Annotated in this window: 22 protein-coding genes; 10 read left to right on the forward strand and 12 right to left on the reverse strand. The window is 66.7% G+C overall.

The window, feature by feature from the left end; genetic code table 11:
* The first annotated feature begins 97 nt into the window (after positions 1-97).
* The 3 genes from aroQ (at position 98) to accC (ending at position 2,463) form a co-directional block, all read left to right on the forward strand.
* Positions 98-541 (forward strand): type II 3-dehydroquinate dehydratase, encoded by a 444-nt coding sequence (gene aroQ / locus ABE522_RS01265; RefSeq protein WP_346590016.1) that lies wholly within the window; start codon positions 98-100, stop codon positions 539-541.
* A 61-nt stretch (positions 542-602) separates the two neighbouring features.
* A complete protein-coding gene (gene accB, locus ABE522_RS01270) occupies positions 603-1,085 on the forward strand; it encodes an acetyl-CoA carboxylase biotin carboxyl carrier protein (RefSeq protein WP_346590018.1) in 483 nt (160 codons plus the stop codon).
* A 10-nt stretch (positions 1,086-1,095) separates the two neighbouring features.
* Entirely contained in the window at positions 1,096-2,463 is a 1,368-nt protein-coding gene (accC, locus tag ABE522_RS01275) for an acetyl-CoA carboxylase biotin carboxylase subunit (RefSeq protein ID WP_101101430.1), read from the forward strand.
* Between the two features lie 40 nt (positions 2,464-2,503).
* Here accC and ABE522_RS01280 read toward each other — a convergent pair whose 3' ends face one another.
* The 5 genes from ABE522_RS01280 to ABE522_RS01300 all read right to left on the reverse strand — a co-directional run bounded on the left by ABE522_RS01280 (position 2,504) and on the right by ABE522_RS01300 (position 7,316).
* Entirely contained in the window at positions 2,504-3,574 is a 1,071-nt protein-coding gene (locus ABE522_RS01280; RefSeq protein ID WP_346590019.1) for a fimbrial protein, read from the reverse strand.
* A 189-nt stretch (positions 3,575-3,763) separates the two neighbouring features.
* Positions 3,764-4,828 (reverse strand): fimbrial protein, encoded by a 1,065-nt coding sequence (locus tag ABE522_RS01285; protein WP_346590021.1) that lies wholly within the window; start codon positions 4,826-4,828, stop codon positions 3,764-3,766.
* 257 nt (positions 4,829-5,085) lie between these two features.
* Positions 5,086-5,826 (reverse strand): fimbrial biogenesis chaperone, encoded by a 741-nt coding sequence (locus tag ABE522_RS01290; RefSeq protein ID WP_346590022.1) that lies wholly within the window; start codon positions 5,824-5,826, stop codon positions 5,086-5,088.
* Positions 5,827-5,970: 144 nt separating this feature from the next.
* On the reverse strand, positions 5,971-6,345 hold the full coding sequence (locus ABE522_RS01295; protein ID WP_346590024.1) for a hypothetical protein: 375 nt from the start codon (positions 6,343-6,345) through the stop codon (positions 5,971-5,973).
* Positions 6,342-7,316: a hypothetical protein gene (locus tag ABE522_RS01300; RefSeq protein ID WP_346590026.1), complete on the reverse strand. Its 975-nt coding sequence runs from the start codon at positions 7,314-7,316 to the stop codon at positions 6,342-6,344. The genes ABE522_RS01295 and ABE522_RS01300 overlap by 4 nt, the downstream gene beginning before the upstream one ends.
* Before the next feature lie 159 nt (positions 7,317-7,475).
* On the opposite strand from ABE522_RS01300, the gene prmA reads away from it, so the two are divergent.
* From prmA to fis, 3 genes are all read left to right on the forward strand, one after another.
* The gene (prmA, locus tag ABE522_RS01305) at positions 7,476-8,396 is read left to right on the forward strand and encodes a 50S ribosomal protein L11 methyltransferase (RefSeq protein ID WP_346590027.1); all 921 of its coding nucleotides are present in this window, start codon (positions 7,476-7,478) and stop codon (positions 8,394-8,396) included.
* 50 nt (positions 8,397-8,446) lie between these two features.
* Positions 8,447-9,220: a DUF3426 domain-containing protein gene (locus ABE522_RS01310; protein ID WP_346590029.1), complete on the forward strand. Its 774-nt coding sequence runs from the start codon at positions 8,447-8,449 to the stop codon at positions 9,218-9,220.
* A gap of 117 nt (positions 9,221-9,337) precedes the next feature.
* The gene (gene fis, locus ABE522_RS01315) at positions 9,338-9,613 is read left to right on the forward strand and encodes a DNA-binding transcriptional regulator Fis (protein ID WP_346590030.1); all 276 of its coding nucleotides are present in this window, start codon (positions 9,338-9,340) and stop codon (positions 9,611-9,613) included.
* A gap of 80 nt (positions 9,614-9,693) precedes the next feature.
* On the opposite strand, the gene ABE522_RS01320 is transcribed toward fis, so the two are convergent.
* A complete protein-coding gene (locus ABE522_RS01320; protein ID WP_346590032.1) occupies positions 9,694-11,064 on the reverse strand; it encodes a hypothetical protein in 1,371 nt (456 codons plus the stop codon).
* A 431-nt stretch (positions 11,065-11,495) separates the two neighbouring features.
* Between ABE522_RS01320 and purH the strand changes: the two genes are divergently transcribed.
* Positions 11,496-13,079 carry a bifunctional phosphoribosylaminoimidazolecarboxamide formyltransferase/IMP cyclohydrolase gene (gene purH / locus ABE522_RS01325; RefSeq protein ID WP_346590033.1) on the forward strand — a complete coding sequence of 528 codons (1,584 nt, stop codon included), beginning with the start codon at positions 11,496-11,498 and terminating at the stop codon, positions 13,077-13,079.
* Positions 13,080-13,161: 82 nt separating this feature from the next.
* Complete coding sequence (gene purD, locus ABE522_RS01330) at positions 13,162-14,445, forward strand: phosphoribosylamine--glycine ligase (RefSeq protein WP_346590034.1); 1,284 nt, start codon at positions 13,162-13,164, stop codon at positions 14,443-14,445.
* A 164-nt stretch (positions 14,446-14,609) separates the two neighbouring features.
* Here the strand turns inward: purD and rpoH are convergent, their stop codons facing one another.
* From rpoH to rhlB, 6 genes are all read right to left on the reverse strand, one after another.
* On the reverse strand, positions 14,610-15,485 hold the full coding sequence (rpoH, locus tag ABE522_RS01335; protein ID WP_057507413.1) for an RNA polymerase sigma factor RpoH: 876 nt from the start codon (positions 15,483-15,485) through the stop codon (positions 14,610-14,612).
* Positions 15,486-15,888: 403 nt separating this feature from the next.
* A complete protein-coding gene (gene ung / locus ABE522_RS01340; protein ID WP_406846278.1) occupies positions 15,889-16,590 on the reverse strand; it encodes a uracil-DNA glycosylase in 702 nt (233 codons plus the stop codon).
* The gene (locus ABE522_RS01345; protein ID WP_346590037.1) at positions 16,590-17,429 is read right to left on the reverse strand and encodes a response regulator; all 840 of its coding nucleotides are present in this window, start codon (positions 17,427-17,429) and stop codon (positions 16,590-16,592) included. The genes ung and ABE522_RS01345 overlap by 1 nt, the downstream gene beginning before the upstream one ends.
* Before the next feature lie 10 nt (positions 17,430-17,439).
* Positions 17,440-18,414, reverse strand: coding sequence for a permease-like cell division protein FtsX (ftsX, locus tag ABE522_RS01350; RefSeq protein WP_346590039.1), 975 nt, complete (start codon positions 18,412-18,414; stop codon positions 17,440-17,442).
* Positions 18,411-19,097 (reverse strand): cell division ATP-binding protein FtsE, encoded by a 687-nt coding sequence (ftsE, locus tag ABE522_RS01355; RefSeq protein ID WP_346590040.1) that lies wholly within the window; start codon positions 19,095-19,097, stop codon positions 18,411-18,413. The genes ftsX and ftsE overlap by 4 nt, the downstream gene beginning before the upstream one ends.
* A gap of 244 nt (positions 19,098-19,341) precedes the next feature.
* Positions 19,342-21,084 carry an ATP-dependent RNA helicase RhlB gene (rhlB, locus tag ABE522_RS01360; protein ID WP_346590042.1) on the reverse strand — a complete coding sequence of 581 codons (1,743 nt, stop codon included), beginning with the start codon at positions 21,082-21,084 and terminating at the stop codon, positions 19,342-19,344.
* A 526-nt stretch (positions 21,085-21,610) separates the two neighbouring features.
* On the opposite strand from rhlB, the gene trxA reads away from it, so the two are divergent.
* Positions 21,611-21,940 (forward strand): thioredoxin, encoded by a 330-nt coding sequence (gene trxA / locus ABE522_RS01365; RefSeq protein ID WP_346590043.1) that lies wholly within the window; start codon positions 21,611-21,613, stop codon positions 21,938-21,940.
* A 226-nt stretch (positions 21,941-22,166) separates the two neighbouring features.
* Entirely contained in the window at positions 22,167-23,951 is a 1,785-nt protein-coding gene (rho, locus tag ABE522_RS01370; protein WP_346590045.1) for a transcription termination factor Rho, read from the forward strand.
* The last annotated feature ends 111 nt before the right edge of the window (positions 23,952-24,062 follow it).

Genomic DNA, 24,062 nt, shown 5'->3' on the forward strand with positions numbered 1-24,062 from the left:
ATTTCAAACATACGCTTGAAACGCGCATAACTTCGCCGAACTGGACATCAACTGCAGCTTCCGCCAGACTGCCGCCCTTTCCCGTTGTTCGGTCCCCATGGCGCAACTGCTGGTACTGCACGGCCCCAACCTCAACCTGCTCGGCACGCGCGAGCCGGGCGTCTATGGCCACACCACCCTGGCGCAGATCGACCAGGCGCTGCACGCGCAGGGCGCGGCGGCCGGGCACGCGGTGGAAAGCCTGCAGTCCAATGCCGAACACGTGCTGGTGGACCGCATCCAGGCCGCGGGAAGTGACGGCACCGCCTTCATCCTGATCAACCCCGCCGCATTCACACACACCTCCGTGGCCCTGCGCGATGCGCTGGCGGCGGTGGCCGTGCCGTTCATCGAAATCCACCTGTCCAATCCACATTCGCGCGAACCCTTCCGCCAGCACAGCTATTTCAGCGACAAGGCGGTCGGTGTCATCTGCGGTTTCGGTGCCGACAGTTACCGTTATGCGATGGATGCCGCCCTGCAGCGGCTGTCCAACGCCTGAGCTTCGAACGGGCGCCTGCGCCCTTCCCATCCAGATAATCAAAACAGAAGAAGAGGCCCTCATGGATCTGCGTAAAATCAAGAAGCTGATCGACCTGCTGGAAGAATCCAACCTGGCCGAGATCGAGATCAAGGAAGGCGAAGAGTCGGTACGCCTGTCGCGCGCCCCGGTCGGCACCTTCGCGCAGATGGCCGTGCAGCCGCAGATGATCGCCGCGCCGGCCGCCGCTGCCGCCCCGGCCATGCCGATGCAGTCGCCGACCGAAGCCTCCACCGGTGGCAGCGCCAAGCCAGGCAACGCGCTGCCGGAAGGCCACGTGCTGCGCTCGCCGATGGTCGGTACCTTCTATGCGTCGGCCTCGCCGGACAAGCCGGCCTTCGTCAGCATCGGCCAGCAGGTCAAGGAAGGCGAGACCCTGGCGATCATCGAAGCAATGAAGATGTTCAACCCGATCGAAGCCGATGCGTCGGGCACCATCGTCGCCATCCTCGGCGAGAACGGCCAGCCGGTTGAGTTCGACCAGCCGCTGTTCGTGATCGGCTGAGGGGCCGGCCATGCTCGATAAAATCGTCATTGCCAACCGCGGGGAGATCGCGCTGCGCATCCTGCGCGCGTGCCACACCCTGGGCATCCGCACGGTGGCCGTGCACTCCACCGTCGACCGCAACCTGAAGCACGTGGCCATGGCCGACGAATCCGTCTGCATCGGCCCGGCGGCCTCCAGCGACAGCTACCTCAACATCCCGGCGTTGATCGCCGCCGCTGAGGTGACCGACGCCCAGGCCATCCATCCCGGCTACGGTTTCCTGTCGGAAAACGCGAACTTCGCCGAACGCGTGGAGGAATCCGGCTTCATCTTCATCGGCCCGAAGGCCGACACCATCCGCCTGATGGGCGACAAGGTGGAAGCGATCCGCGCCATGAAGGCCGCCGGCGTGCCGTGCGTGCCGGGCTCGGGCGGCCCACTGGGCGATGACATCGTCGCCAACACCAAGATCGCCCGTGAGATCGGCTACCCGGTCATCATCAAGGCCTCCGGCGGCGGCGGCGGTCGCGGCATGCGCGTGGTGCATGCCGAAGCCTCGCTGAAGACCTCCATCGAAACCACCAAGAGCGAAGCCAAGGCGGCGTTCGGCAACGGTGAGGTGTACATGGAGAAGTACCTGGAGAATCCGCGCCACGTGGAAATCCAGGTGCTGGCCGACGGCCAGGGCAACGCCATCCACCTCGGTGAGCGCGACTGCTCGATGCAGCGCCGCCACCAGAAAGTGGTGGAAGAAGCACCGGCGCCGGGCATCAGCGACGAGGCCCGCGAGCAGATCGGCAAGGTCTGCGTGGAAGCCTGCATCCGCATCGGCTACCGCGGCGCGGGCACCTTCGAATTCCTGTACGAAGACGGCCGCTTCTACTTCATCGAAATGAACACCCGCATCCAGGTGGAGCATCCGGTCACCGAAATGGTTACCGGCATCGACCTGGTGGTGGAACAGCTGAAGATCGCCGCCGGCCAGAAGCTGTCGATCAAGCAGAGCGACATCGTGCTGACCGGGCATGCCATCGAATGCCGCATCAATGCGGAAGATTCGGAAACCTTCGTGCCGAGCCCGGGCCAGATCACCGCCTTCCACGCACCCGGCGGTCCCGGCGTGCGCGTGGATACGCACATCTACGCCGGCTACCGCGTGCCGTCGAACTACGATTCGATGATCGGCAAATTGATCGTGCACGGACCGGACCGCGAAACCGCCATTGCCCGCATGCGGGTGGCGCTGAGCGAGATGGTCGTGGATGGCATCAAGACCAACGTTGCCCTGCAGCAGCGGATCATGCGCGACAAGGGCTTCCAGGCCGGTGGACAGAACATCCATTACCTGGAAAAACGCCTGGCCGAGCGCAAGACCAAGTCGATCGCGCTCACCTGATCGCACCCGCAAGCGCCGGCCCGAGGGCCGGCGCTGCCCGTCATTCGTAGCGCAGCGTCACCACCATCGCGCCATTGGCCGGACCTGGCCGCACGTGATCTTCCATCTGGATGTAGCGCGCGCGCAGCGGGATGCGGTAGTTTCCCCTGGCCACCTCGGTCAGGGTCAATCCACTGTCCCGGAATACGCCGAAGCCCACCGGCGTGCCGTCGGGCAGCGCCACCTGGATGCCGAGGCCGCGCGCGGCCGGGTTGTCCGGGTAGTCCTGCAGGGCCATGATCGAGCGGGCTCGATCGATGATGGCGGTCGTGGGATCGAGCCGGACGCCGAGCGCATTGTCGCGCCTGTCGGCGATGACTTCGACGACCCCACCGTCTTCGCGGACGTAGGAACGCGCCTTGCCGAAGAACGCCGGGCATCCACTCAGTTCAATGGCATGGTCGACCCATCCCGACACACGACCGACGCCGGTGAAACTGCGCTGCGCATAGGTACCCAATGGCACGTCGATATCGCGCACGCTGCAGGTTCCGGTGACGATGTTCAGCTGGCCCTGCACGTTGGCGTGCCACAGGTCCAGCTCCGTACCGGGGCCCCAGTTCAAGGTCCAGCGGATCGTGGGAAGGGTCGAACCCTGCAGCGTGCCAGCCGACACCGGCCCGATCTTGATCAGGTTGAAGGTGAACTGGGTCATGATGTTGGAGATGATGCCGCGTGGCCCAAACGGCAGGCTGCCGAAATGGGCGGGAATCGTGCTTCCGTTCCGCGCAATGTAACGGATGCCGATCCCGGGGATTCCGGTCTCGTACACGCCCGGTCGACCCGGCACCGGGGCAGTCGGCGCACGCAGCCACATGTAGTCCCAGCGCGCTTCGCTTTCGACGTCGCTGCGGCAGAGGGTCTGTCCGCTGACAGCGGCAGTGTGCCCGCCGTAATAGACCACCGTGCCATTCGGCACGTCGGCACCCACCGTGATGTTCCCCTGCAGCGGCAGGGATAGCTGGTAGGGCGCTGTCATGCCGTTTGCGTACTCGCAACTCTGTGCCATGGCCGGCGCCACCCAGCACAGGGCCGATACCAACAGCAGGCGTAATGCGATGCAAGGTTTCATGGTCACCACCGGAAGGAAGGAATGCAGCGATAAGGACGGCTCAATTGCGTCATATCTTCCCCTGCTTGGCGTGGGCGTGACATGGGACCGGTCCCAAACCTCCCGCCAGACGTGCTCCACTCAGCCCACGTTGCAGCCCCGGATAGCAACGCGCGTAGGTGGGCTACGTCCACCCCGCCTCGCTGACGCTCATTCGTAACGGAGCGTCACCACCATCGCGCCATTGGCCGGCCCTCCCGCAACGCGTTCCTCCACCTGGTAGTAGCGGGCGCGCAAGGGGATGCTGTAGCGGCCGTTGGGCGTATCGCTCAGCACCAGACCGCTCGCCCGGAACACGCCATAGCCCACCGGAGTGTCGTTCGGCAGGGCGACCTGTATCCCGACGCCCTGCGCCGGAAAAGTGCCGGGTGCACGCTGCAGTGCCATGACCGACTGCGCGGCGTCCACGATCGCGGTCTGGGGATCAACGCGGAAACCAATCGCATTGGCGCGACCCTCGTACAACCGCTCTGCCGTGCCGTCGTTATTGGTATGGAAGGAACGACGCCAGCCGGGAAACACCGGGCACTGCTCCAGTGCCACGGAGAAATCAACCCACGGCGTTGCGCTGCCAGGTCCGGTAAGCAGGCGCGCGGGATGGCTGCCCAATGGCACGATGGCGTCGCGGACGCTGCAGGTGCCGATCACGAGGTTGAGCTGGCCCTGGACGAACGCGTGATACGCCTCAAGCTCCGTTCCCGGGCCCCAGCGCACCACCAGTCGTGGCGTAGGTAGACTGCTGGCCAGCAGCGTACCCGGTGAAATGGGGCCGGTCTTGATCAGTTCGAAGGTCAGCGCCTGCAGGATGTTGCGGGCAATGTAACCTGCGCCCAACTCATTGCGGCTGATGACTGCCGGCACCGTGTTGGCCGCTCGCCACCAGCGGATCGCAACGCCGGGAATGCGGGTCTGGTAGAACCCTGGCCGCCCCGGCACCGGTGCACCCGGGTCCCCGATGTATTCCAGTTGCCATTCACTGCGGCCCGTGCCGCCGCCACAGACCACTGTCCCGGGAATGGTGGCGCTGTGGCCGCTGTAGTAGATGACGCTGCCGACGGGCACGTCGGCGCCCACCGTGATGGTGCCCTGCAAGGGCATCGTGACCCGCTGCGGACCGGTGATTCCGCCGCCGTAGCCGCAGGTCTGCGCCAACGCCGACCCCACCCAGCACAGGGCCAATGTCAACAGCAGGCGGAGTACTGAACAACGTTTCATGGTCACCACCTGACAGGGCAAGAACAAGGCGTCGAGAAACGCTCGATTGCATCGAATTCTCCGCCGCCGTGTCCCCGGATGGCATGGGACCGGACTGAAATCGTCGCGCCCGGGCGCCTACTCCGGCCTCATTCGTAACGCAGGTCTGCGCCCAGCGTGACCGTGGCCCGCAAGCGAAAAGTCACCTGACAGGAATGGGGCATTCCGGAGGCTGGCAGCAACACTGCGCCAGTGCCGGGCCTGCCAGCGCGGAGTGGCTATTCCGGTAGCGGGACGACCGCTTCCTGCACCGCGCCAAGGTCGGTGATGGTGCTGTACGCGATGCTTCGCTTGCCGGACGGCACCGCGGACAGGCCTTCAAGGACAAACGTCCGCGACGACCGCGGAGCGACCATGCCACTGCCTGCCTGTCCCGCTTCGACGCCGCCCACCCGCAGGCCGACGTCGGCGAAGCTGACGTGCCACGGGGTGGGATTGTCGACCTGCAGGGAAACACCCTGCGCGCCGCGCTGCAGCGACCAGCGCAGCTGGCGGTGCGCCGTTTCCGCATCGCCGGGCAATCCAGCCGGCCGGTAGAACAACTTTATCCGGCTGCGGAAGGCCAGCTCCAGCCGTTCCTCGCTGCTGTCGGAGGAAGGCGGAATCTCCAGCATGTTCAGCCAGAACACCGACTCGCGGTCGGTCGGCTGGGCAGGGCCGGCGAAGCGGATGCGCATGGCCTGCTTGTCGCCGCCTTCCATGCGCAGCAGCGGCGGCGTCACCACGAAGGGCGCCTTGGCCAGTTCCGGCGGCGTATCCTGGTCGCCGTCATCGATCCACAGCTGCACCAGCGCGGGGCGTTGTCCCGCATTCTGCAGTGAGACGGTGACCTCTTTTTCCTGGGCGGGATAGACCACCCGCGTGCCTGCGATGACCACGCCAGCGTGCGCCGGTGTAACGGGCAGCAATGTGGCAAGGAACACCAGCGCAGGCAGTATCCGCATGACAGCAGTAACCATGGCCTTCTCCGACAGGGCAGTGTCGCCGCGCAAGCGCGGTCGACACCGTCAGGATGGATCCATTAACGCTGTTTCACGCCATCCCTTGGAATAGGACCGGACCCAATCCATGCCGGCCAGGGCCTGGTCCGCCGCGACGCCGGATCAGCGGCGATCCGCCGCTTCGGCCGGAACCTGGCTACCCGCCAACGGACGCACGCCGTTGGGCGAGGACGGGTCGACGATCACCATGGTTTCAGTAGAGCCATCCGGCCACACCACCTGGAAGGTGCTGCCCGCCGGCAGCGAGGTGAATGGCATGGCACTCTGCGCACGGAACACCGCCGCCACCTGGCTGGCGCCGACGCGGCGCGCTTCCGGCGTGGACTGCACCTTGGTCAACTCCACCGTGGACAGTCGTCGGTAACGGTCTTCCTGGGTATCGATCATCAGCAGGCCGACCGCACCCGCCGAATAGGCGACGAACAACGCCACCCAGAACCAGAATTTCGCCCCGTGCAGGATTCGACGGTACTTCATCGCCTTTTCCTCTTTCCAATCAGTTCTTCGACCCATTCGGTCATTTTTTCGGCACCCTGCCGCGATACCGCAGCGTCGTATACAAAATCTGTGAAGTCCTGCCCCTCATCCTGGCTGCAGATGCCACCGTTGGCGCAGAAGCTGTTCATCAGCACGCTGTCGCTGCCGCACGGCATGCCCAGCTCGCAGGCCGCCACGCGCCAGGCCAGTTCACTCAGTGCCTCCCCGGCCACCATGCCGGTCATGGCCCGGTCGCCGGACGCGCGCAGCCCCATTGCCGGGGCCAACGCCATGTAGGCTTCCGGATCATGCGAATCGCGCACGCGCTCGACCAGGCCGCGCCGGTAGTCTTCGTCGCTCTGCAGCGGCTGGCCGTCGGCCAGCAACGAGGCTTCGGCGGCCAGGTTGCCGCCCTGCGCGGCCTGGCGGCGCTGCGCGAACACCAGCGGATAGCCCAGCCCATCACTGGCCACGAAGCCGCCGCAGCGCGCGGCGACACGCTGGCGTGCGGCGGCCATCGCGGTCGCTGCACGCTCGCCCATCCCGGTCAACACACTGTTGTCCAGCTGGTAGCCGCCGGGATCGCTGGCGTACTGGCTGCAGTAGTCGTAGACCCGGCTCAACATCCAGCGCGCCTCGACGTTGCCACTGTCGGCCTGGCCGCGCAGGCGCTGGGCGAACGCGAACAGATCGGTGTTGCCTTCCATGTCGGCGCGGATGTCCAGCGGCAGCCCGGAAGGCACGGCGTTGAGCGGAAGTTCGCTGGCCCCAAGCCGGCGTGCCAGGGCCGCAGGCAATGCCGTGGGCGTGGCCTGCGTGTCCACTGGTTGCGACATTCCTGCGTCCATCGCAGCAGGACCGGATTCCTGCGCATGCAGCAGGTGACCGCCCATGCGCATGCCCGCTGCGCCGAGCAAGGCCACGGCCGGCACCACGAGCAACCAGGTTTTAAGGGCCGGGGCAAACGCCATCAGGGGACAAGCCATTGACAGGCAAGGCAGGAACGCGAGTCTACCAAGGGGATTGCCTTATGTCTGGCCCAGCCTATTCAGTCTCTGCATGCTTTGAGATGTCTGCCACCGCCCCGGATCGACTAGCATTCCCTTCTTTGCCGGACCTCGCCTGCCACCATGCCGTTCCTGGAACTGACCCTGCGCTGCACCGAAGCCACCCAGCCCCGCTACGAGAACGCACTGGAGGACGTCGGCGCGTTGGCGGTGACCCTGCTCGATGCCGAGGCCGATACCAGCAACGAGCAGGCCATCCTGGAGCCCGGCGTCGGCGAGACACCGATGTGGGACACGCTGGTCCTGAGCGCCTTGTTCCCGCATGACGCCGATGGACTGCTGCTGCTGGCCGCGCTGGACGCCTTCGACGATGGCCTGGACTGGTCGACGGTGAGTTTCCGTGCGGTGGAAGACCAGGACTGGGAGCGTGTCTGGCTGGACCAGTTCGAGCCCTTGTCCTTCGGTGAGCGCACCTGGATCGTGCCGTGGAACCATGAACTTCCCGACGCCGCGCAGGCCGCCGATGCGGCCGTGGTGCGGCTGGACCCGGGCCTGGCATTCGGCTCCGGCACCCACCCGACCACCGCCCTGTGCCTGCGCTGGCTCGATGGGCTGGCCGGTGAGGGCCTGCTGCAGGGACAACGCGTGCTCGACTTCGGTTGCGGCTCGGGGATCCTGGCGTTGGCCGCGTTGAAGCTGGGCGCGGCCGAGTCGGTCGGCGTGGACAACGATCCGCAGGCGCTGATCGCCACCGCCGACAATGCCGAGCGCAATGGCGAACTGCCGCGCATGCATGTCTACCTGCCACAGGACGAACCGGTGGCCACCTACCCGGTCGTGGTCGCCAACATCCTGGCCTCCGCGCTGGACGCACTGGCCGACCTGCTGGCTGCCCGCGTGGCCGCCGGAGGCCGCATCGCGCTGTCGGGCATCCTGCATGGCCAGGAACACGAACTGCTGCAGCGTTACGCTGCCTGGTTCGATGACCTGCAGGCGACCCGAGACGGCGACTGGATGCGCATCACCGGCGTACGACGCGCCTGATCGCGCGCAGACGTGATTGAATAGGCCACTGGATCCGAGCCGGTACATTCATGTCCGAACCGAACCCGCCCCGTCGACCATTGGCCACCTTCCTGCGTCCACACGCCGGATCGCACACCGACGCGGATGCGACCCCGTTGGCGGAGCCGTCGGTGCCTTCGGCCGACGCCGCTCCGCTCACCGGAGGCGGCACCGCCGAAGCGCCCGTGGACCCCGTCGTGGAGCCTGCCGCGATGGCCGCGGAAGCACCGGTACACGCCACCGCGACGATCGCCGCGCAGGTCCCTGCAGCGGCTGCGGAGCCCATGCTGTCCCAGGCAGAGCCGGTGTTCCTGCGTGGTGGCGGGCATCGATTGCGCACGCCCCGCTGGCAATGGGCCATGGTGGCCGCGCTGTCGCTGCTGTTGCTGCTGCAGATCGCGCTGGCCGACCGCGCCCGGCTGGCGGCGGATGCCGGCACCCGTCCCTGGGTTGCAGGCCTGTGCCGTGTGCTGCGCTGCGATCTGCCCGCCTGGCGCGAACCGGCGGCCTTCACCATGATCAGCCGCGACGTGCGGCCGATCCCGCAACAGGCCGGCGCACTGCAGGTACAGGCGAGCATCCGCAATGACGCACGGTGGGCACAGGATTGGCCCGTGCTGCGGCTGTCCCTGTCCGACGCCGACGGCCGGGTGGTCGGCAGCGGTGTGTTCGCGGCATCGGACTATCTCGGTGCCGGCGCACGCACGGCGGGGCTGCTGGAACCCGGCCAGAGCGCGCAGATCGCCTTCCAGGTCAAGGAGCCGTCGGCGTCCACGGTGGCCTTCAATTTCGAATTCCTGTGAGGCCGGCCGGGCACCTGCCCCGTGCAGGGGGCGCCTGCTCGCGCTAGACTGGCCGCCACCACCTTCTTCGCCAGCGCCAGCCTTTGCTCCGGCGCGGCCACCAGATCGGGATTCCCATTGAACGCTGTACTCTCTCGTCCTGACACCAGTCGTGGCGCTGCGCGTCCTCCGCTCCGCGAACATGTTGCCCAGTCCGTGCGCCGCTACCTGCGCGACCTGAATGGCTGCGATGCCGATGACGTGTACGAGATCGTGCTGCGCGAGATGGAAATTCCCCTGTTCGTGGAAGTGCTGAACCATTGCGAGGGCAACCAGAGCCGCGCTGCGGCGATGCTGGGCATCCACCGGGCCACCCTGCGCAAGAAGCTCAAGGAATACGGCATCACGGCGTAACGCGGCTTCTCGCAATGCCCGCGCATGCAGCGACAAGGCTGTTGGATCGCAGGACGGACGAACAGCCGGGTCCAGCCTTCTCAGTCGCTCGAGCGACGCTCGCTACTTCCCTGTTCCGCCAGTTTCGACAGTTCGCGGAGCCTGTCAGCGGCCACGCCCGAGGCGGCGATACCGTAAGCCTTCTGCGCGGCCTCCGGATCCAGCTCACCGGCCCTTACGGCCCTGAACGCTTCAACCGGCGCTTGTGTCGACATCACCTGCCAAGCAGCGGACTGCGGCGGCAGTTGATGGGTGGTTACAACCCCGTCCAATGCTGCCGCGGCATCCACCGATCCGCCCCCGGTTTTCTGAAGGCACAGGTGCACGGCATACAGACGAAGCACGTCCATCTCACGCGACTCCGGCAACAGGCCTGAAGCCGCTGCAACATCGGGACAGCGCTGCCCCGCCTGCAATCTGCCGAGCGCAGGGTACTCGGCAACCAAGGTGTCGCGATACTCGCGGAAAAGAGCGGCCAGTTCATCGTACAACCTGCCGCCGACGGGGGTGAAATCAGTCAACACCCGATCCAACGTCTCACGCGAGTCCGCGGACACGGCAGCCTCCCAGAATTCCCTGGCCATCGCCATGCCGTCGAGATCGCGGTACACGTCGAATTCGTTCAGCGTGGTGCGGCCGGTCGGGGTGCTCTCGAAGGCCAGACGCATGGCGGCCAGATCCCGGTATGCCAGGCTGTCAATCGCAATGGCATGCACGTCGCACAGCGGTATCACCGGCGCGCCACCGCGTACCAGCGCGATCAAAGACCCTGCCACGGCAACATCGCGCAGGGCCTCTTCAAACGCGGGGATCTGCAGGCCCAGCTCGGCTGCGATCTGCGGGCACGTGGCCCCCTCCCGCAGCCGGCGGAGGCCTTCAGCGCGCGCCAGCGACCGCCACAATCCTGCAAGCTCAGGCAGTTGCCGGTGGTGAGTTCGATCAATGCCGTGATAAGCGCAGAAACGCGTCACCTCGTTGGCATCATTTATCGGGTGGGCAGCCAGATGATGGGCGACGGCGAAGCCAAAAAAGCGGGCGAGGGCCGGATCAGCCTCTGTGCTGGCGGCTTTGAACAGCGCTTTGCAGCTGCGATCTGCCGCGATCCACGCACGCCCGTGTTCGGCCACCAGTCGTTCCTGCAAGTGCGCAGTGTCTTCCAAAGTGAGGAAGAACCCTGGTTTGGGAACGTAGTAACCCCAACATCGACCGCGCGATGCCGGCTCCTCAACGAGCTGGCGGGCGAACGCACCGCCCAGGCAACACCCCTCGAGCGTTGATGTACCCTCGACGATGGAGCTGACAGCCAGTTCGAAGCCGGCAGGAGCAAGCGGATGGAATTGTGTCTGCCCTTGCCAGCGCTGCGGGTGGTAGGTGCCGATCCGCGCTCGGTCGCCGGGTTCGTTCCAATCCAATGCCGGGCCCACCAGGCCCCCGCCAGCGTCACCCGGCGCGGACGAGTCGTCACCGATCGCGGTCTGGCGACCTGACACACAGGTGCCCGGAGCTGTCAGGACATTCAGCTCCGCATTGTCTACGCGGCCGGGAACCATCCGGCAGCCGGTGTCGGCTGCGCGGGGAGCCGCCGTTGCCTGGGCCCGGCCAGCGGGCGGGGACGGGGCGTAGCCGGGGGCGATAGGGGGCATGCGTTCCAGTCCGATAGAGGCCTCACCATCATGAAAGCCCCTGCCAAGGTACGCTTCCAAACATCGTGCACCCTGTGGCTACGGCGCCCTCCCGGTCGCCTGCCCCTTTACCCGCTGCGTTCAATCCGTCAGCCGCCGATTCGGTCCAGCGCCGGGTGGCCTACAATATCGGCCCCGCCTGCTGCCGTTGCCCTGCCCCCATGAGTGCTGACCTGCTGCCCGTCCGTCGGGCCCTGCTTTCCGTTTCCGACAAGACCGGCCTGATCGCGCTGGCCACTGCCCTGTCCGCACGCGGCGTGGAACTGCTGTCCACCGGCGGCACCGCCAAGGCGATCCGCGAGGCGGGCCTGGCGGTCAAGGATGTCGCCGACGTCACCGGCTTCCCGGAAATGATGGATGGCCGGGTCAAGACCCTGCACCCGATGGTGCATGGCGGCCTGCTGGGCCGCGCGGGCACCGACGATGCGGTGATGGCCGAACATGGCATTGGCGCAATCGACCTGCTGGTGCTGAATCTGTATCCGTTCGAATCAGTCACCGCCAAGGCCGACTGCGCGCTCGACGATGCCGTGGAAAACATCGACATCGGCGGCCCGGCCATGCTGCGTTCGGCGGCGAAGAATTTCGCCCGCGTCGCGGTCGCGACCGACCCGTCGCAGTACGACGAACTGCTCGCCGAACTGGCCGCCCACGATGGCCGGCTGTCTGCCGCCAAGCGCTTCGCCTTCTCGGTGGCCGCGTTCAACCGCGTTGCCCAGTACGACGCGGCGATCAGCAATTACCTGTCGGCGGTTGCCTCGCGTGAGACCGCGGTACCGGTGCGCAGCGAGTTCCCGGCGCAGATGAATTCCTCCTTCGTGAAGGTGATGGACCTGCGCTACGGCGAGAACCCGCACCAGAGCGGCGCCTTCTACCGTGACCTGTACCCGGTACCGGGCACGCTGGCCACCTTCCAGCAGTTGCAGGGCAAGGAACTGAGCTACAACAACCTGGCCGATGCCGATGCCGCGTGGGAATGCGTGCGGCAGTTCGACGCGCCGGCCTGCGTGATCGTCAAGCATGCCAATCCGTGCGGCGTAGCCGTGGGTGCCGGCAACGGCGATGCCTATGAGTTGGCCTATGCCACCGACCCGACCAGCGCCTTCGGCGGCATCATCGCCTTCAACAAGCCGCTGGACTTGGCCACCACGCAGGTGATCCTGGACCGTCAGTTCGTGGAAGTGCTGATCGCCCCGGAGTACGAGCCGGCCGCGCTGGAATACGCCACGAAGAAGGCCAACGTGCGCGTGCTGCGCATCCCGCACGGTGAAGGCCTGAACAACTACGACAGCAAGCGGATCGGTTCGGGCCTGCTGCTGCAGTCCTCCGACAACCGCGGCATGACCCGTGACGAACTGAAGGTGGTCAGCAAGCTGGCGCCGACCGACAAGCAGTTCACCGATCTGCTGTTCGCCTGGAAGGTCGCCAAGTTCGTGAAGTCCAATGCCATCGTGTACGCCAGGGACAACCGCACCATCGGCGTCGGCGCCGGCCAGATGAGCCGCGTCTACTCGGCACGCATCGCCGGCATCAAGGCCGCCGATGCGAACCTGGTGGTGGAAGGCTCGGTGATGGCCTCCGATGCGTTCTTCCCGTTCCGCGACGGCATCGATGCCGCCGCTGCGGCCGGCATCAAGGCGGTGATCCAGCCGGGTGGTTCGATGCGCGACGCTGAAGTCATCGCGGCCGCCGACGAAGCTGGCCTGGCGATGGTGTTCACCGGCGTGCGCCACTTCCGTCACTGACGGGCAGCGTATCCCTGGGGGCGCCGGCCCGTTCGCCGCCCCCGCGCGTCCTCTCCTTTCCCCGCGTATCGGAATCCTCAGCATGAAGATCCTCGTCATCGGCTCCGGCGGCCGCGAACACGCCCTGGCCTGGAAGCTGGCGCAGTCCGCGCAGGTCAGCGAGGTGCTGGTCGCGCCTGGCAATGCCGGCACCGCCACCGAAGCGAAGTGCCGCAACGTGGCCGTCAAGGTCACTGATCTGGATGGCCTGCTGGCGCTGGCCAGGTCCGAAGGCGTCGCCGTCACCGTGGTCGGCCCGGAAGTGCCGTTGGTGGCCGGCGTGGTCGATGCGTTCCGCGAAGCCGGGCTGCGCATCTTCGGTCCGACCGCCGCCGCTGCGCAGCTGGAAGGCAGCAAGGCCTACGCCAAGGACTTCCTGGCCCGGCATGGCATCCCGACCGCGTATTACGCCGTGCACACCGACGTCGACGCGGCGTTGGCCTACCTCCGCGAAAAGGGCGCACCGATCGTGGTCAAGGCCGATGGCCTGGCCGCCGGAAAGGGCGTGATCGTGGCGATGTCGCTGCCCGAAGCCGAGTCGGCCGTGCGTGACATGCTGTCCGGCAATGCCTTTGGCGACGCCGGCGCGCGCGTGGTGATCGAAGAATTCCTCGACGGCGAAGAGGCCAGCTTCATCTCGATGGTCGATGGCGTGCATGCGCTGCCGATGGCTACCTCGCAGGACCACAAGCGCGTCGGCGACGGCGACACCGGCCCCAACACCGGCGGCATGGGCGCGTATTCGCCGGCCCCGGTGGTGACGCCGGAAGTACATGCACGGGTGATGCGTGAGGTGGTGCAGCCGACCGTGCAGGGCATGATCGCAGACGGCGTGCCGTTCACCGGTTTCCTGTATGCCGGGCTGATGATCGATGCCAGTGGCGCGCCGAAAGTGATCGAATTCAACGTTCGCTTCGGCGACCCGGAAACCCAGCCGGTGATGCTGCGCCTGCAGTCGGACCTGCTGGACCTGGTGCAGGCGGCGATCGACGGCAGGCTGGACCAGGTGCAGGCCCAGTGGGATCCGCGTCCTTCGCTGGGCGTGGTGCTGGCCGCTGCGCCGTATCCGGAAGCGCCGGTCACCGGCGATGTGATTTCCGGCCTGGACCGCGTGCCGGACACCGCCAAGGTATTCCACGCAGGCACCGCGCTGGATGCCCAAGGCAACGTGGTCAGTGCCGGTGGACGGGTACTGTGCGTGGCCGCACTCGGCGACAGCGTGCGCGATGCGCAGGCCAACGCGTATGCAGGTGTTGCGAAGGTGACCTGGGCAAACGAGTTCCACCGCAACGACATCGGCTGGCGCGCGATCGCCCGCGAAAGCTGAGGCGGCAACGGCGTGACGACCAGCGGTCGGCACCCACCACGCCCCCTGATCGTCACCGCCCCCCCGGTAGCGCCGAGCCATGCTCGGCGGAATGTCCGCCGGCACCGCAGATACAGAAACGCCGGGCAGTGCCCGGCGTTTTCGCATGCAGCGGCTGTGTCCGCTTACGCGGTAAACAGCGCCTTCATCTTCTTCAGCGCGTTCGCTTCGACCTGGCGGATGCGCTCGGCGGAGACGCCGTACTCATCGGCCAGCTCCTGCAGCGTGACCTTGCTGTCGGCGTCCAGCCAGCGGCGGGCGATGATGTCGCGCGAACGCGCATCCAGTTCGGCCATGCCTTCGCGCAGCAGCTGCAGCTGGTTGTCTTCGCTGTCGGCGCGCTCGTAGGCCATCGAAGGATCTTCTTCATTGGCCATCAGGTACGCCGCCGGCGACGGCGGTGCGTGGTCATCGTCTTCATCGCTCGGGGCGTCGAAGCCGATATCACGACCGGACAGGCGCGACTCCATCTCAAGCACTTCGCGCTCGGACACGTTGAGGTCCTTGGCCACTGCGGTGACTTCGGCCGCGTTCATCCAGCCCAGGCGCTTCTTGGAACGGCGCAGGTTGAAGAACAGCTTGCGCTGCGCCTTGGTCGTGGCGACCTTCACGATGCGCCAGTTCTTCAGGATGAACTCGTGCATTTCGGCACGGATCCAATGCACTGCGAAGGACACCAGGCGCACGCCCATGTCCGGGTCGAAGCGCTTGACCGCCTTCATCAGGCCGATGTTGCCTTCCTGGATGAGGTCGCCCAGGGCGAGGCCGTACCCGTTATAGCCGCGGGCCACGTGCACCACGAAGCGCAGGTGCGAATGCACCAGTTCGCGGGCCGCGTCCAGATCGGTCTGATCACGGAAACGACGCGCCAGGTCCTGCTCATCATCGACCGACAGCACCGGGATCTGGTGCACGGCACCGATGTAGGCGTCCAGCGAACCGAGCGCACTGGGAATCGGGAGATTGTTTGCCACAAGGGCAGTAGAGGTGTTCTGGCTCATGGGTCTCATCTTAGCAGTCCGATACTTCGACTGCTAAAGGTCAAAAAAGTTCCAGTGTTCCGATGGCAGAACAATGGCGCTGGGTACCCGTCTACCCTACCGCGATTTGGTGACAGTGGCGATAGCGAGTCGGGTCGGCATAAAATCGTTCAAGATCAATCGCTTGGGCCATGAACCAGCGAAAAAAACCGTGCAGATTGGCTGAACGGACGGCGCAAACGACGCATTCAGCCGGGAAAGAGTTGTCAGTCGTTCAGCGCCTGGAGTCCGGTAGCGCCGAGCCATGCTCGGCGAGCGCAGCGGCAGAGGCAAAGACGTGACGGCCAACGGTCGTCACCCACCCTCTCGTGCCATCACCCACCCTCTCGTGCCATCACCCACTCTCTCGTGCCGTCAGGCACCATTACCTTGCCGGTGGCAGCGACCAGTCGATCGGTGCCTGTCCGCGGCGCTGCAGGTACTCGTTGGTGGCCGAGAAATGGCCACAGCCGAGGAAGCCCCGGTGGGCGGACAACGGCGAGGGATGCGGCGCCTTCAATACCCGATGACGCGCGGTGTCGATGACCTTGCCCTTCTGCTGCGCGTAGCTGCCCCACAGCAGGAACACCAGCCCTTCGCGTTCGCGGTTGAGCGCTTCCACCACGTGGTCGGTGAAGCCTTCCCAGCCGCGCTTCTGGTGCGCCCCGGCGCTTGCCTCTTCCACCGTCAGCACCGCATTGAGCAGCAGCACGCCCTGCCGTGCCCAGGGCAGCAGGCAGCCATGGTCCGGCCGTGGGATGCCGAGGTCGCGCTCGATTTCCTTGTAGATGTTCAGCAACGACGGCGGTACCGGCACCCCGGGCGGCACCGAAAAGCTCAGCCCGTGCGCCTGGCCACGACCGTGGTAGGGGTCCTGGCCCAGGATCACCACCTTGGTGGCATCGAACGGCGTGGCATCGAAGGCCGCGAAGATCTGCGGGCCGGGCGGGAACACGTTCGCCCCCCCCGCCTTGCGTTCGCGAAGGAAGCGGGACAGCTCGCGCATCTGCGGTTGCAGCAGCCATTCGCCGACGTGTGCTTTCCAGCTCGGCTCGAGCTGGATCGAAGGAGGTACTGCTTCGTTCATCACACCACGGATCTTGGATTCAGTCGGGACAGGCGCAGCTGGAACAGCACCTTGGTGACCAGCAGCCGTTCTTCGATCGGCTTCAGCACCAGGTCGTTGGCACCGGCCTGCAACAGCGCGGTCTGGTTGAGCGGATTGCCGTCACCGGTCATCACCAGCACCGGCAGGCGGCGTTTGCCGTAGCCGAAGTCCACCCGCACCCGTTCCACCAGGTCACGTCCGCTGAGCTCACCTTTGAGCGTCACGTCGGTGAGCACCAGGTCGATCCGGTGCTGGTTGCGGCCCAGCGACTCGGCGGTCAGCAGGGTCACCGCCTCTTCGGCGGTCATCACGTGCAGCACGTTGAGCTGCTGCCGCTCGAGCATCCGCTTGGTGGCTTCGGCCACTACCCGGCTGTCTTCCACGTACAGCAGCGTGGCGCCGGGAATGATCGCCGGCTGCACGTAGCCGCGGATGAAAGCGGCCAGCGCTTCATGGCCCAGCGATTTGTCGAAGTAGTCGGTGACGTAGTCGGTGAAGCGGCGTTGTTCCAGGTGCGACTGTGCATCGCCGGACACCACGATCACCGGCACGTAGGCCTGCCCCGCCGATTCGCGCACGGTCCTGGCCAGTGCCAGGCCGTCGCCGTCGGGCAGCGACAGCGAGGTGGTGACCAGGTTGACCGGCCCGTCGGCCAACGCCTGCCGCGCCTCTTCGATGCTGGCGCAGCCCACCACCTGCACGCCCGGCAGGTCACGTTGCAGCACGTCGGCGATCAGCTTGCGCACCAGCCGCGAGCCGTCGACCACCATGACCCGGGTGGCATCATCGTGCAGATGCTTGAGTGCTTGCGGCTGCATGCGGAAGGGCTCAGGTCTCGGTGGGGCGCGTCTGGCGCAGGAAATGTCCGGTGACCAGCCATGCACCCAGCCAGCCCACCAGCACGATGGCCAGCAGCACGACCGACGAATGCAGCAGGTCCAGCCCCTTCAATGCGAAAGGACTGGCGTAGCTTTGCGACAACTGCGCAAGCGGTCCGGCGAGTGCGGCGCCGGCGGCGGCGATCAGCCCCAGCGCCACCAGTCCCGCGCCGAGGCCGTACCACGCGCCAAGGTACAGGAACGGGCGCCGGATGAAGCCATCGCTGGCACCCAGCAGCTGCAGCACGCCGATCTCTTCGCGGCGCGCCTGGATGTCCAGCCGGACGGTATTGCCGACCACCAGCACCGCACCCAGCCCCAGCAGCAGCGACAGCACCTGCACCAGGCGCGCGCCGAAGGCCAGCCAGCCGTCCAGCCGCGTGCGCCACAGCGCATCGTGCTGCACCAGGTCGGCCTGCGGCAGGGTGCCCAGCGCACGCGCCAGGCGCGCGTCGTCGGCTTTCTCCGCCGGCGTCACCACCAGCAGGCTGGGCAGTGGATTGGACTGCAGCGCATCGATCGCCTCGCCCAGGCCGGCATTTTCGCGCAGTTCTTCCAGGCCCTGTTCGGGGGTGCGCAGGGTCACGGCGGCCACGTCGTCCCGCGCCCTCAGCCCGGTGGCCAGGGCCTCCGCGCTGGCGGCATCCAGCTCGGCCTTCAGGAACAGGTTGATGTCACGCGACTGCTGCACGCTGCCGGTGAAGTGCTTGAGGTTGTCCAAGGCGATCGACAGGCCCAGTGGCAGTGCCAGCGCGAGGGCCATGACCATCACCGTGAGCAGCGTGGCCCATGGCTTGCGGAAAGCGCGGCCCAGGCTGAACACCACGCTGTGCAGGTGGTGCTGCCACCAGATGCCCAGCTTGGAAGGCGCCGCCGCCGGGGCGTTGGCATTGCGCTCGGGCGCAGGAGGGGATTCGGTGCTCATTCGGCCAGGTCCTGCGGCGAGATGTCGTCCACCAGGCGGCCGTGGTCGAGGATCAGCACGCGCTTGCGCATGCGCCGCAGCAGGGCGAGGTCATGGCTGACCACCAGCACGCTGGTGCCACGCGCCGGCAGCTCGGCGAACAACGCCATGATCTCCGCGGCCAGGGTCGGATCGAGGTTGCCGGTCGGTTCGTCGGCCACCAGCAGGCGCGGTTCGCCGACGATGGCGCGGGCGATGCCCACGCGCTGCTGTTCGCCTGCGGAAAGTTGCGAAGGCAGGGCCTTTTCGCGGTGGCCCAGGCCCATGCGCTCCAGCACCGAACGCGCGCGCTTGCCGATGTCGGCGCGGCGGGTGCCGCGCAGGATCAGCGGCAGCGCCACGTTCTCGGAAATGCTGCGATCCATCAGCAGGCGGTGGTCCTGGTACACCGCGCCCACCTCGCGCCGATGCCGTGGCACGTCGCCGCCGCGCACCTTCAGCAGGTTGCGCTCGTTGAACACCACCGCACCGCGGCTGGGCCGCTCATCAAGGTGGATCAGTTTCAGCAGGGTGCTCTTGCCCGCGCCGGAATGGCCGGTGACGAACACCATCTCGCCCGGTGCCACGTCGAAGCTGACATCGGTCAGCGCCTCGTGTCCACCGGCGTACTGTTTGCTTACGTTGTCGAACCGCAGGACGCTCATCCCCTGATTATGCAGGAGCGGCGCGGCGGATCGGTAGCGCCGGGCCATGCCCGGCGAAAACCTGCCGGCATCGCGGCCGGGTCAGGCCCCGCAGCGAGCCAGAACGGAGAGACCGCCGCCCCCGGAGTCCCGGGGGCAGCGCCGCAGGCGCGGGGGTGTGGGTGCTGGTGACGCGGGGCCTGCGGTCCGCACAGCGAACCGGGGAGCGACAGCGCGAATGCGATGCCGCTTAGCCGCTTGCCGCTTACCCGCCCGCCAGCATCCGGCGGATCTTGCGGCCGATGCGGGTCAGGAAGGAGTCGCCCGGGTCCGCACTGCGGACCGGCCTGGCTACCACCTGCACCGGCGCACCCTGTGCGGCGGTCGCGCCCTGGGGGTTCGCCCCTTCGGCACCTTCCAGCGGGCGGCCGTTGCGGCGGCGACGGCGCTTGCGCGGCTTGCGCTCGCCGTCCTGCAGCGCGGGATCCTGCACGGCATCGCCTTCGGCACGCGGCGGACGCGGTGCACGTGGCGCCTGCGCGGCCTCGGCGGCGGTGGCCGCCTCGCCAGCGCCGGCGACAACCACGGCTTCCGCTGCGGCGACCACTTCGCCTTCCACGCGCGGCTTGCGCGGCGGACGCGGGCGGCGTTCGCCGCTGCGCTCACCACTGCGTTCGCCGCGGCCGGCCGACGGCTTGCCACCACGACCGCCACCGCGACGCTCTTCTTCGGCGGCACGCGCTTCGCGCGCTTCGCGGAAGATCTGGCTGACGCTTTCGTTCTCGTCGCCTTCCTCGCCCGGCGCAGGCGGCGCACGTTCCGGACGCGGCAGCGAGGTCAGCAGTTCGGCGGTCACCGCTTCGACCGGGATCTTCTGGTCGATATAGGCTTCGATGTCCGGCAGGCCCATCGCATAGCGTTCGCAGGCGAAGCTGATCGCATCGCCTTCCTCGCCCAGGCGCGCGGTGCGGCCGATGCGGTGCACGTAGTCTTCGGCGTCGAACGGCAGGTCGTAGTTGTAGACGTACTTGATGCCGTCGATGTGCAGGCCGCGGGCGGCCACGTCGGTGACCACCAGGATTTCCAGCTGGCCCTTCTGGAAGCGGTTCAACAGGCTTTCGCGCTTCTTCTGCGGAACATCGCCGGACAGCACGCCGACACGGTAGCCGGAACGTTCCAGCGCGCGCGCGACGCGCTCCACGAACACCTTCGTATTGACGAACACCATCGTGCGCGCGCCTTCGCTGCGCGACAGCAGGCCGAGCAGCAGCGGGATCTTTTCTTCGTCGGCCGGGAAGTACATGCGCTGGCGCACGCGGGCGGCGGTGATGGATTCGCTCTCCACCACCATCTTCTGCGGCTCGTTCATGTGGTCGTACGCCAGTTCCAGCACGCGATGGCTGAGCGTGGCGCTGAACAGCAGGGTCTGCCGGGTGGTGCGCTCGGGCATGCGGCGCAGCAGGAAGCGGATGTCCTTGATGAAGCCCAGGTCGAACATGCGGTCGGCTTCGTCGAGCACGCAGATTTCGCAGGCATGCAGCGAAACCACCTTGTGCTGCTTGACGTAGTCGATCAGGCGGCCGGGGGTGGCGATGATCACGTCCACGCCCTGCTGCAGCAGTTCGCGCTGCTTGTCGTAGTCCACGCCGCCGTACACCAGCGCGAAGCGCAGGCCCAGGTCCGAACCCAGCTTCACCGCGTCCTTGTGGATCTGGATGGCCAGTTCGCGGGTGGGTGCCAGGATCAGGGCGCGCGGGTCTTCCGGCTTGCGGTCGGCCAGTGCCGGGCGGGTCAGCAGGCGGTTCACCACCGCGACCAGGAAGGCCAGCGTCTTGCCGGTACCGGTCTGTGCCTGGCCTGCGACATCGCCACCGGCGAGTGCGACCGGCAGTGTCAGCGCCTGGATCGGGGTGCAGCGGGTGAATCCGGCTCCTTCGAGACCGGCGTGCAATGCCGGATGCAGATCGAAGGAGGAAAAGGTCAAATCGGTCAGCGGTTTGTCGCTCATGTGTCCGTCTTGGTGTGGCCGCCACCTGTCAATCGGGCGGCTCGGCGTCATCTGGGGGCTCCGTCGCAAACTGCGGCCCCTGCGGCGGGTCGGCGGGCCTTGGACCTTCGGGTCCCTTGCCGCTCAATGGAGCAGTTTAGCGTAATCGGGCGGTCAACCGGGCTCGAGCGTCTCATCCTCCGCAGAGACGACTTCGGGCGCCTACCTTCATCCCCGCCACTGCGCGCTGAATCCTGCACCGTTTCTGCCTTGAGCCTCCCGCGCCCACCCCCCATTTCAGAGCGGTGGACAGTGAAATCCGGCACATTTCGTCGGCCATGTCGATCACGATACGCTGGGTTCCAGCCGCCCACTGTCCGCCCGCGCCGATAGGGGTAAACTGCCGGCCGTGAGCGTCCAGGCATCCCGCCGAGCGCACCGTGGAGCCTGCTCCACCAGGCAACGACGAGGGTTGCGCCAGTCTGGCCCAGCCCAGTTCACCCACCTCCGGCCCCCGGCCGGGTGCCCCACAAGACGAGAAACCAAGATGAGCGACAACGTTGTACATGTCAGCACCGCTGACTTCGAAAGCACCGTACTGAACTCCAAAGAGCCGGTCCTGGTTGATTTCTGGGCCGAATGGTGTGGCCCGTGCAAGATGATCGCCCCGGCCCTGGACGAACTCGCCGTGGCCTACGGTGGCCGCGCGAAGATCGTCAAGGTCAACGTCGACCATGAGCGCGACCTGGCCGTGAAGTACCACGTCCGTTCCATCCCCTACCTGGTCGTCTTCAAGGACGGCGAGAAGGTCGGTGAACAGGTGGGTGCGGTGGGCAAGACCCAGCTGGCCGGCCTGCTCGACAAGGCGCTGGCCTGAGGCCTGCGTTTCCCGGCAGCCGGTGACGCCGGCTGCCTGCAGCCCCTGCGCTGCCTGGATGTCGTTGCATCGCGGTGCTTGCAAGGCGCCGCGCGCCGGTGATAGTGTCGGCACATCCGGTCCGCGTTCGCGTGCCGCACCCGCTGGATGCAGTTCACTCCAGACCCCATCCCTTCGTTCGCCGCCCCAGCCGGGCGCTCGCACCTTCAAGCGAGGAATAACGCTCTTGTCCGATACCACTTCTGAAACCGGCAGCGCTGATGCGCCCGCCGAAAAGCGTGTGCGCAAGCCGCGCGTGACCAAGGCTGCCGCACCGGCGTCCGCCGAAACCAGTGCTCCCGCACAGGCCGGCCTGCCGCTGGCCAATGCGCCCGAAGCACCCCGTCCCACTCCGCCCCCCGCGCCCGCTGCGGCGGCGCCGAGCGCGCCCGCTGCCGATGCACCCGCCGCCAACGGCGGTGACGGCAACGAAGGCCGCGAATCCGGCCAGGGTCGCCCGCAGCAGAACAACAACACCCCCGGCGGCGGCCAGCAGAACACCGCAGGCGGCCAGAACCAGGGCCCCTACCAGGGCAACCAGCAGAACAACGCGCAGGGCCAGGGCAACCGCCGTGACCGCTTCCGCAACCGACGCGACCGTGACCGCCCGGCACGTGGTGGTGGACGCGACGATGGCATGCCGCAGGACAACAACGAACAGCAGCCGTTCGTGCGTACCACCCAGCCGAACGTGCCGGAAGGCTTCCCGGTGTATTCGCTGAGCGACCTCAAGCGCATGCCGGCGCAGAAGCTGCTGGAAATCGCCGAACAGCTGCAGATCTCCGAAGGCGTCGCCCGTGCCCGCAAGCAGGACGTGATCTTCGCGCTGCTGAAGGTGCTGACCCGTCACGGTGACGGCGTCGCCGCCGACGGCGTGCTGGAAATCCTGCCTGATGGCTTCGGCTTCCTGCGCGCGGCCGAAGCCAGCTACCTGGCCGGCCCGGACGACACCTACATCTCGCCCAGCCAGATCCGCCGCTTCAACCTGCGCACCGGCGACCACCTGTCCGGCCGCATCCGCTTCCCCAAGGACGGCGAGCGCTACTTCGCGCTGTCCATCGTGGACACCATCAACGGTGAGCCGCTCGAAGCGTCCAAGAACAAGGTGCTGTTCGAGAACCTGACCGCCCTGTTCCCGCGCAAGCGTTTCACCCTGGAACGTGGCAACGGCTCGTCCGAAGACATCACCGGCCGCATCCTCGATCTGATGGCACCGCAGGGCAAGGGCCAGCGTTCGCTGATCGTTTCCCAGCCGAAGGCCGGCAAGACGATGATGATGCAGCAGGTGGCCACGGCCATCACCACCAACCATCCGGACGTGCACCTGATCGTGCTGCTGATCGATGAGCGTCCCGAAGAAGTGACCGAAATGCAGCGCACCGTGCGCGGCGAGGTCATCAGCTCGACGTTCGACGAGCCGGCCGCGCGCCACGTGCAGGTTGCCGAAATGGTGATCGAGCGGGCCAAGCGCCTGGTCGAGCACAAGAAGGACGTGGTGATCCTGCTGGACTCGATCACCCGCCTGGCACGTGCCTACAACAACGTGGTGCCGAGCTCGGGCAAGGTGCTGACCGGTGGCGTGGATGCCAACGCCCTGCACCGTCCGAAGCGCTTCTTCGGTGCCGCGCGCAACGTGGAGGAAGGCGGCAGCCTGACCATCATCGCCACCGCGCTGGTCGATACCGGCAGCAAGATGGACGAGGTGATCTACGAAGAGTTCAAGGGCACCGGCAACAGCGAAGTGCACCTGAGCCGTCGCATCTCTGAAAAGCGTGTGTTCCCGGCGATCGACATCAACCGTTCGGGTACCCGCCGCGAAGACCTGCTGATCGAGCCGGAGCTGCTGCAGAAGATCTGGATCCTGCGCAAGCTGCTGCATCCGATGGATGAAATGGCCGCGATGGAGTTCCTGCTCGACAAGATGAAGAACACCAAGTCCAACGACGAGTTCTTCGGTTCGATGAAGCGCTGAGCCACCGGCGCCGGACGATCCACGACGAAGCCCCGCATTGCGGGGCTTTGTTGTTCCGGGGGCGCGGCGGGCAAAAGCAGGCTGCGTGTCTACGACAGTATCCGTACGCCG

The organism is Stenotrophomonas lacuserhaii (genome assembly GCF_039674585.1).
In the GTDB taxonomy this organism is placed as follows: Bacteria; Pseudomonadota; Gammaproteobacteria; order Xanthomonadales; family Xanthomonadaceae; genus Stenotrophomonas; species Stenotrophomonas pennii_A.

Bases quoted from the DNA above. Each gene is read 5' to 3' on its own strand.
- aroQ (WP_346590016.1), top strand. From the start codon at position 98: ATGGCGCAACTGCTGGTACTGCACGGCCCCAACCTCAACCTGCTCGGC.
- accB (WP_346590018.1), top strand. From the start codon at position 603: ATGGATCTGCGTAAAATCAAGAAGCTGATCGACCTGCTGGAAGAATCC.
- accC (WP_101101430.1), top strand. From the start codon at position 1,096: ATGCTCGATAAAATCGTCATTGCCAACCGCGGGGAGATCGCGCTGCGC.
- ABE522_RS01280 (WP_346590019.1), bottom strand. From the start codon at position 3,574: ATGAAACCTTGCATCGCATTACGCCTGCTGTTGGTATCGGCCCTGTGC.
- ABE522_RS01285 (WP_346590021.1), bottom strand. From the start codon at position 4,828: ATGAAACGTTGTTCAGTACTCCGCCTGCTGTTGACATTGGCCCTGTGC.
- ABE522_RS01290 (WP_346590022.1), bottom strand. From the start codon at position 5,826: ATGGTTACTGCTGTCATGCGGATACTGCCTGCGCTGGTGTTCCTTGCC.
- ABE522_RS01295 (WP_346590024.1), bottom strand. From the start codon at position 6,345: ATGAAGTACCGTCGAATCCTGCACGGGGCGAAATTCTGGTTCTGGGTG.
- ABE522_RS01300 (WP_346590026.1), bottom strand. From the start codon at position 7,316: ATGGCGTTTGCCCCGGCCCTTAAAACCTGGTTGCTCGTGGTGCCGGCC.
- prmA (WP_346590027.1), top strand. From the start codon at position 7,476: ATGCCGTTCCTGGAACTGACCCTGCGCTGCACCGAAGCCACCCAGCCC.
- ABE522_RS01310 (WP_346590029.1), top strand. From the start codon at position 8,447: ATGTCCGAACCGAACCCGCCCCGTCGACCATTGGCCACCTTCCTGCGT.
- purH (WP_346590033.1), top strand. From the start codon at position 11,496: ATGAGTGCTGACCTGCTGCCCGTCCGTCGGGCCCTGCTTTCCGTTTCC.
- purD (WP_346590034.1), top strand. From the start codon at position 13,162: ATGAAGATCCTCGTCATCGGCTCCGGCGGCCGCGAACACGCCCTGGCC.
- rpoH (WP_057507413.1), bottom strand. From the start codon at position 15,485: ATGAGCCAGAACACCTCTACTGCCCTTGTGGCAAACAATCTCCCGATT.
- ung (WP_406846278.1), bottom strand. From the start codon at position 16,590: ATGAACGAAGCAGTACCTCCTTCGATCCAGCTCGAGCCGAGCTGGAAA.
- ABE522_RS01345 (WP_346590037.1), bottom strand. From the start codon at position 17,429: ATGCAGCCGCAAGCACTCAAGCATCTGCACGATGATGCCACCCGGGTC.
- ftsX (WP_346590039.1), bottom strand. From the start codon at position 18,414: ATGAGCACCGAATCCCCTCCTGCGCCCGAGCGCAATGCCAACGCCCCG.
- ftsE (WP_346590040.1), bottom strand. From the start codon at position 19,097: ATGAGCGTCCTGCGGTTCGACAACGTAAGCAAACAGTACGCCGGTGGA.
- rhlB (WP_346590042.1), bottom strand. From the start codon at position 21,084: ATGAGCGACAAACCGCTGACCGATTTGACCTTTTCCTCCTTCGATCTG.
- trxA (WP_346590043.1), top strand. From the start codon at position 21,611: ATGAGCGACAACGTTGTACATGTCAGCACCGCTGACTTCGAAAGCACC.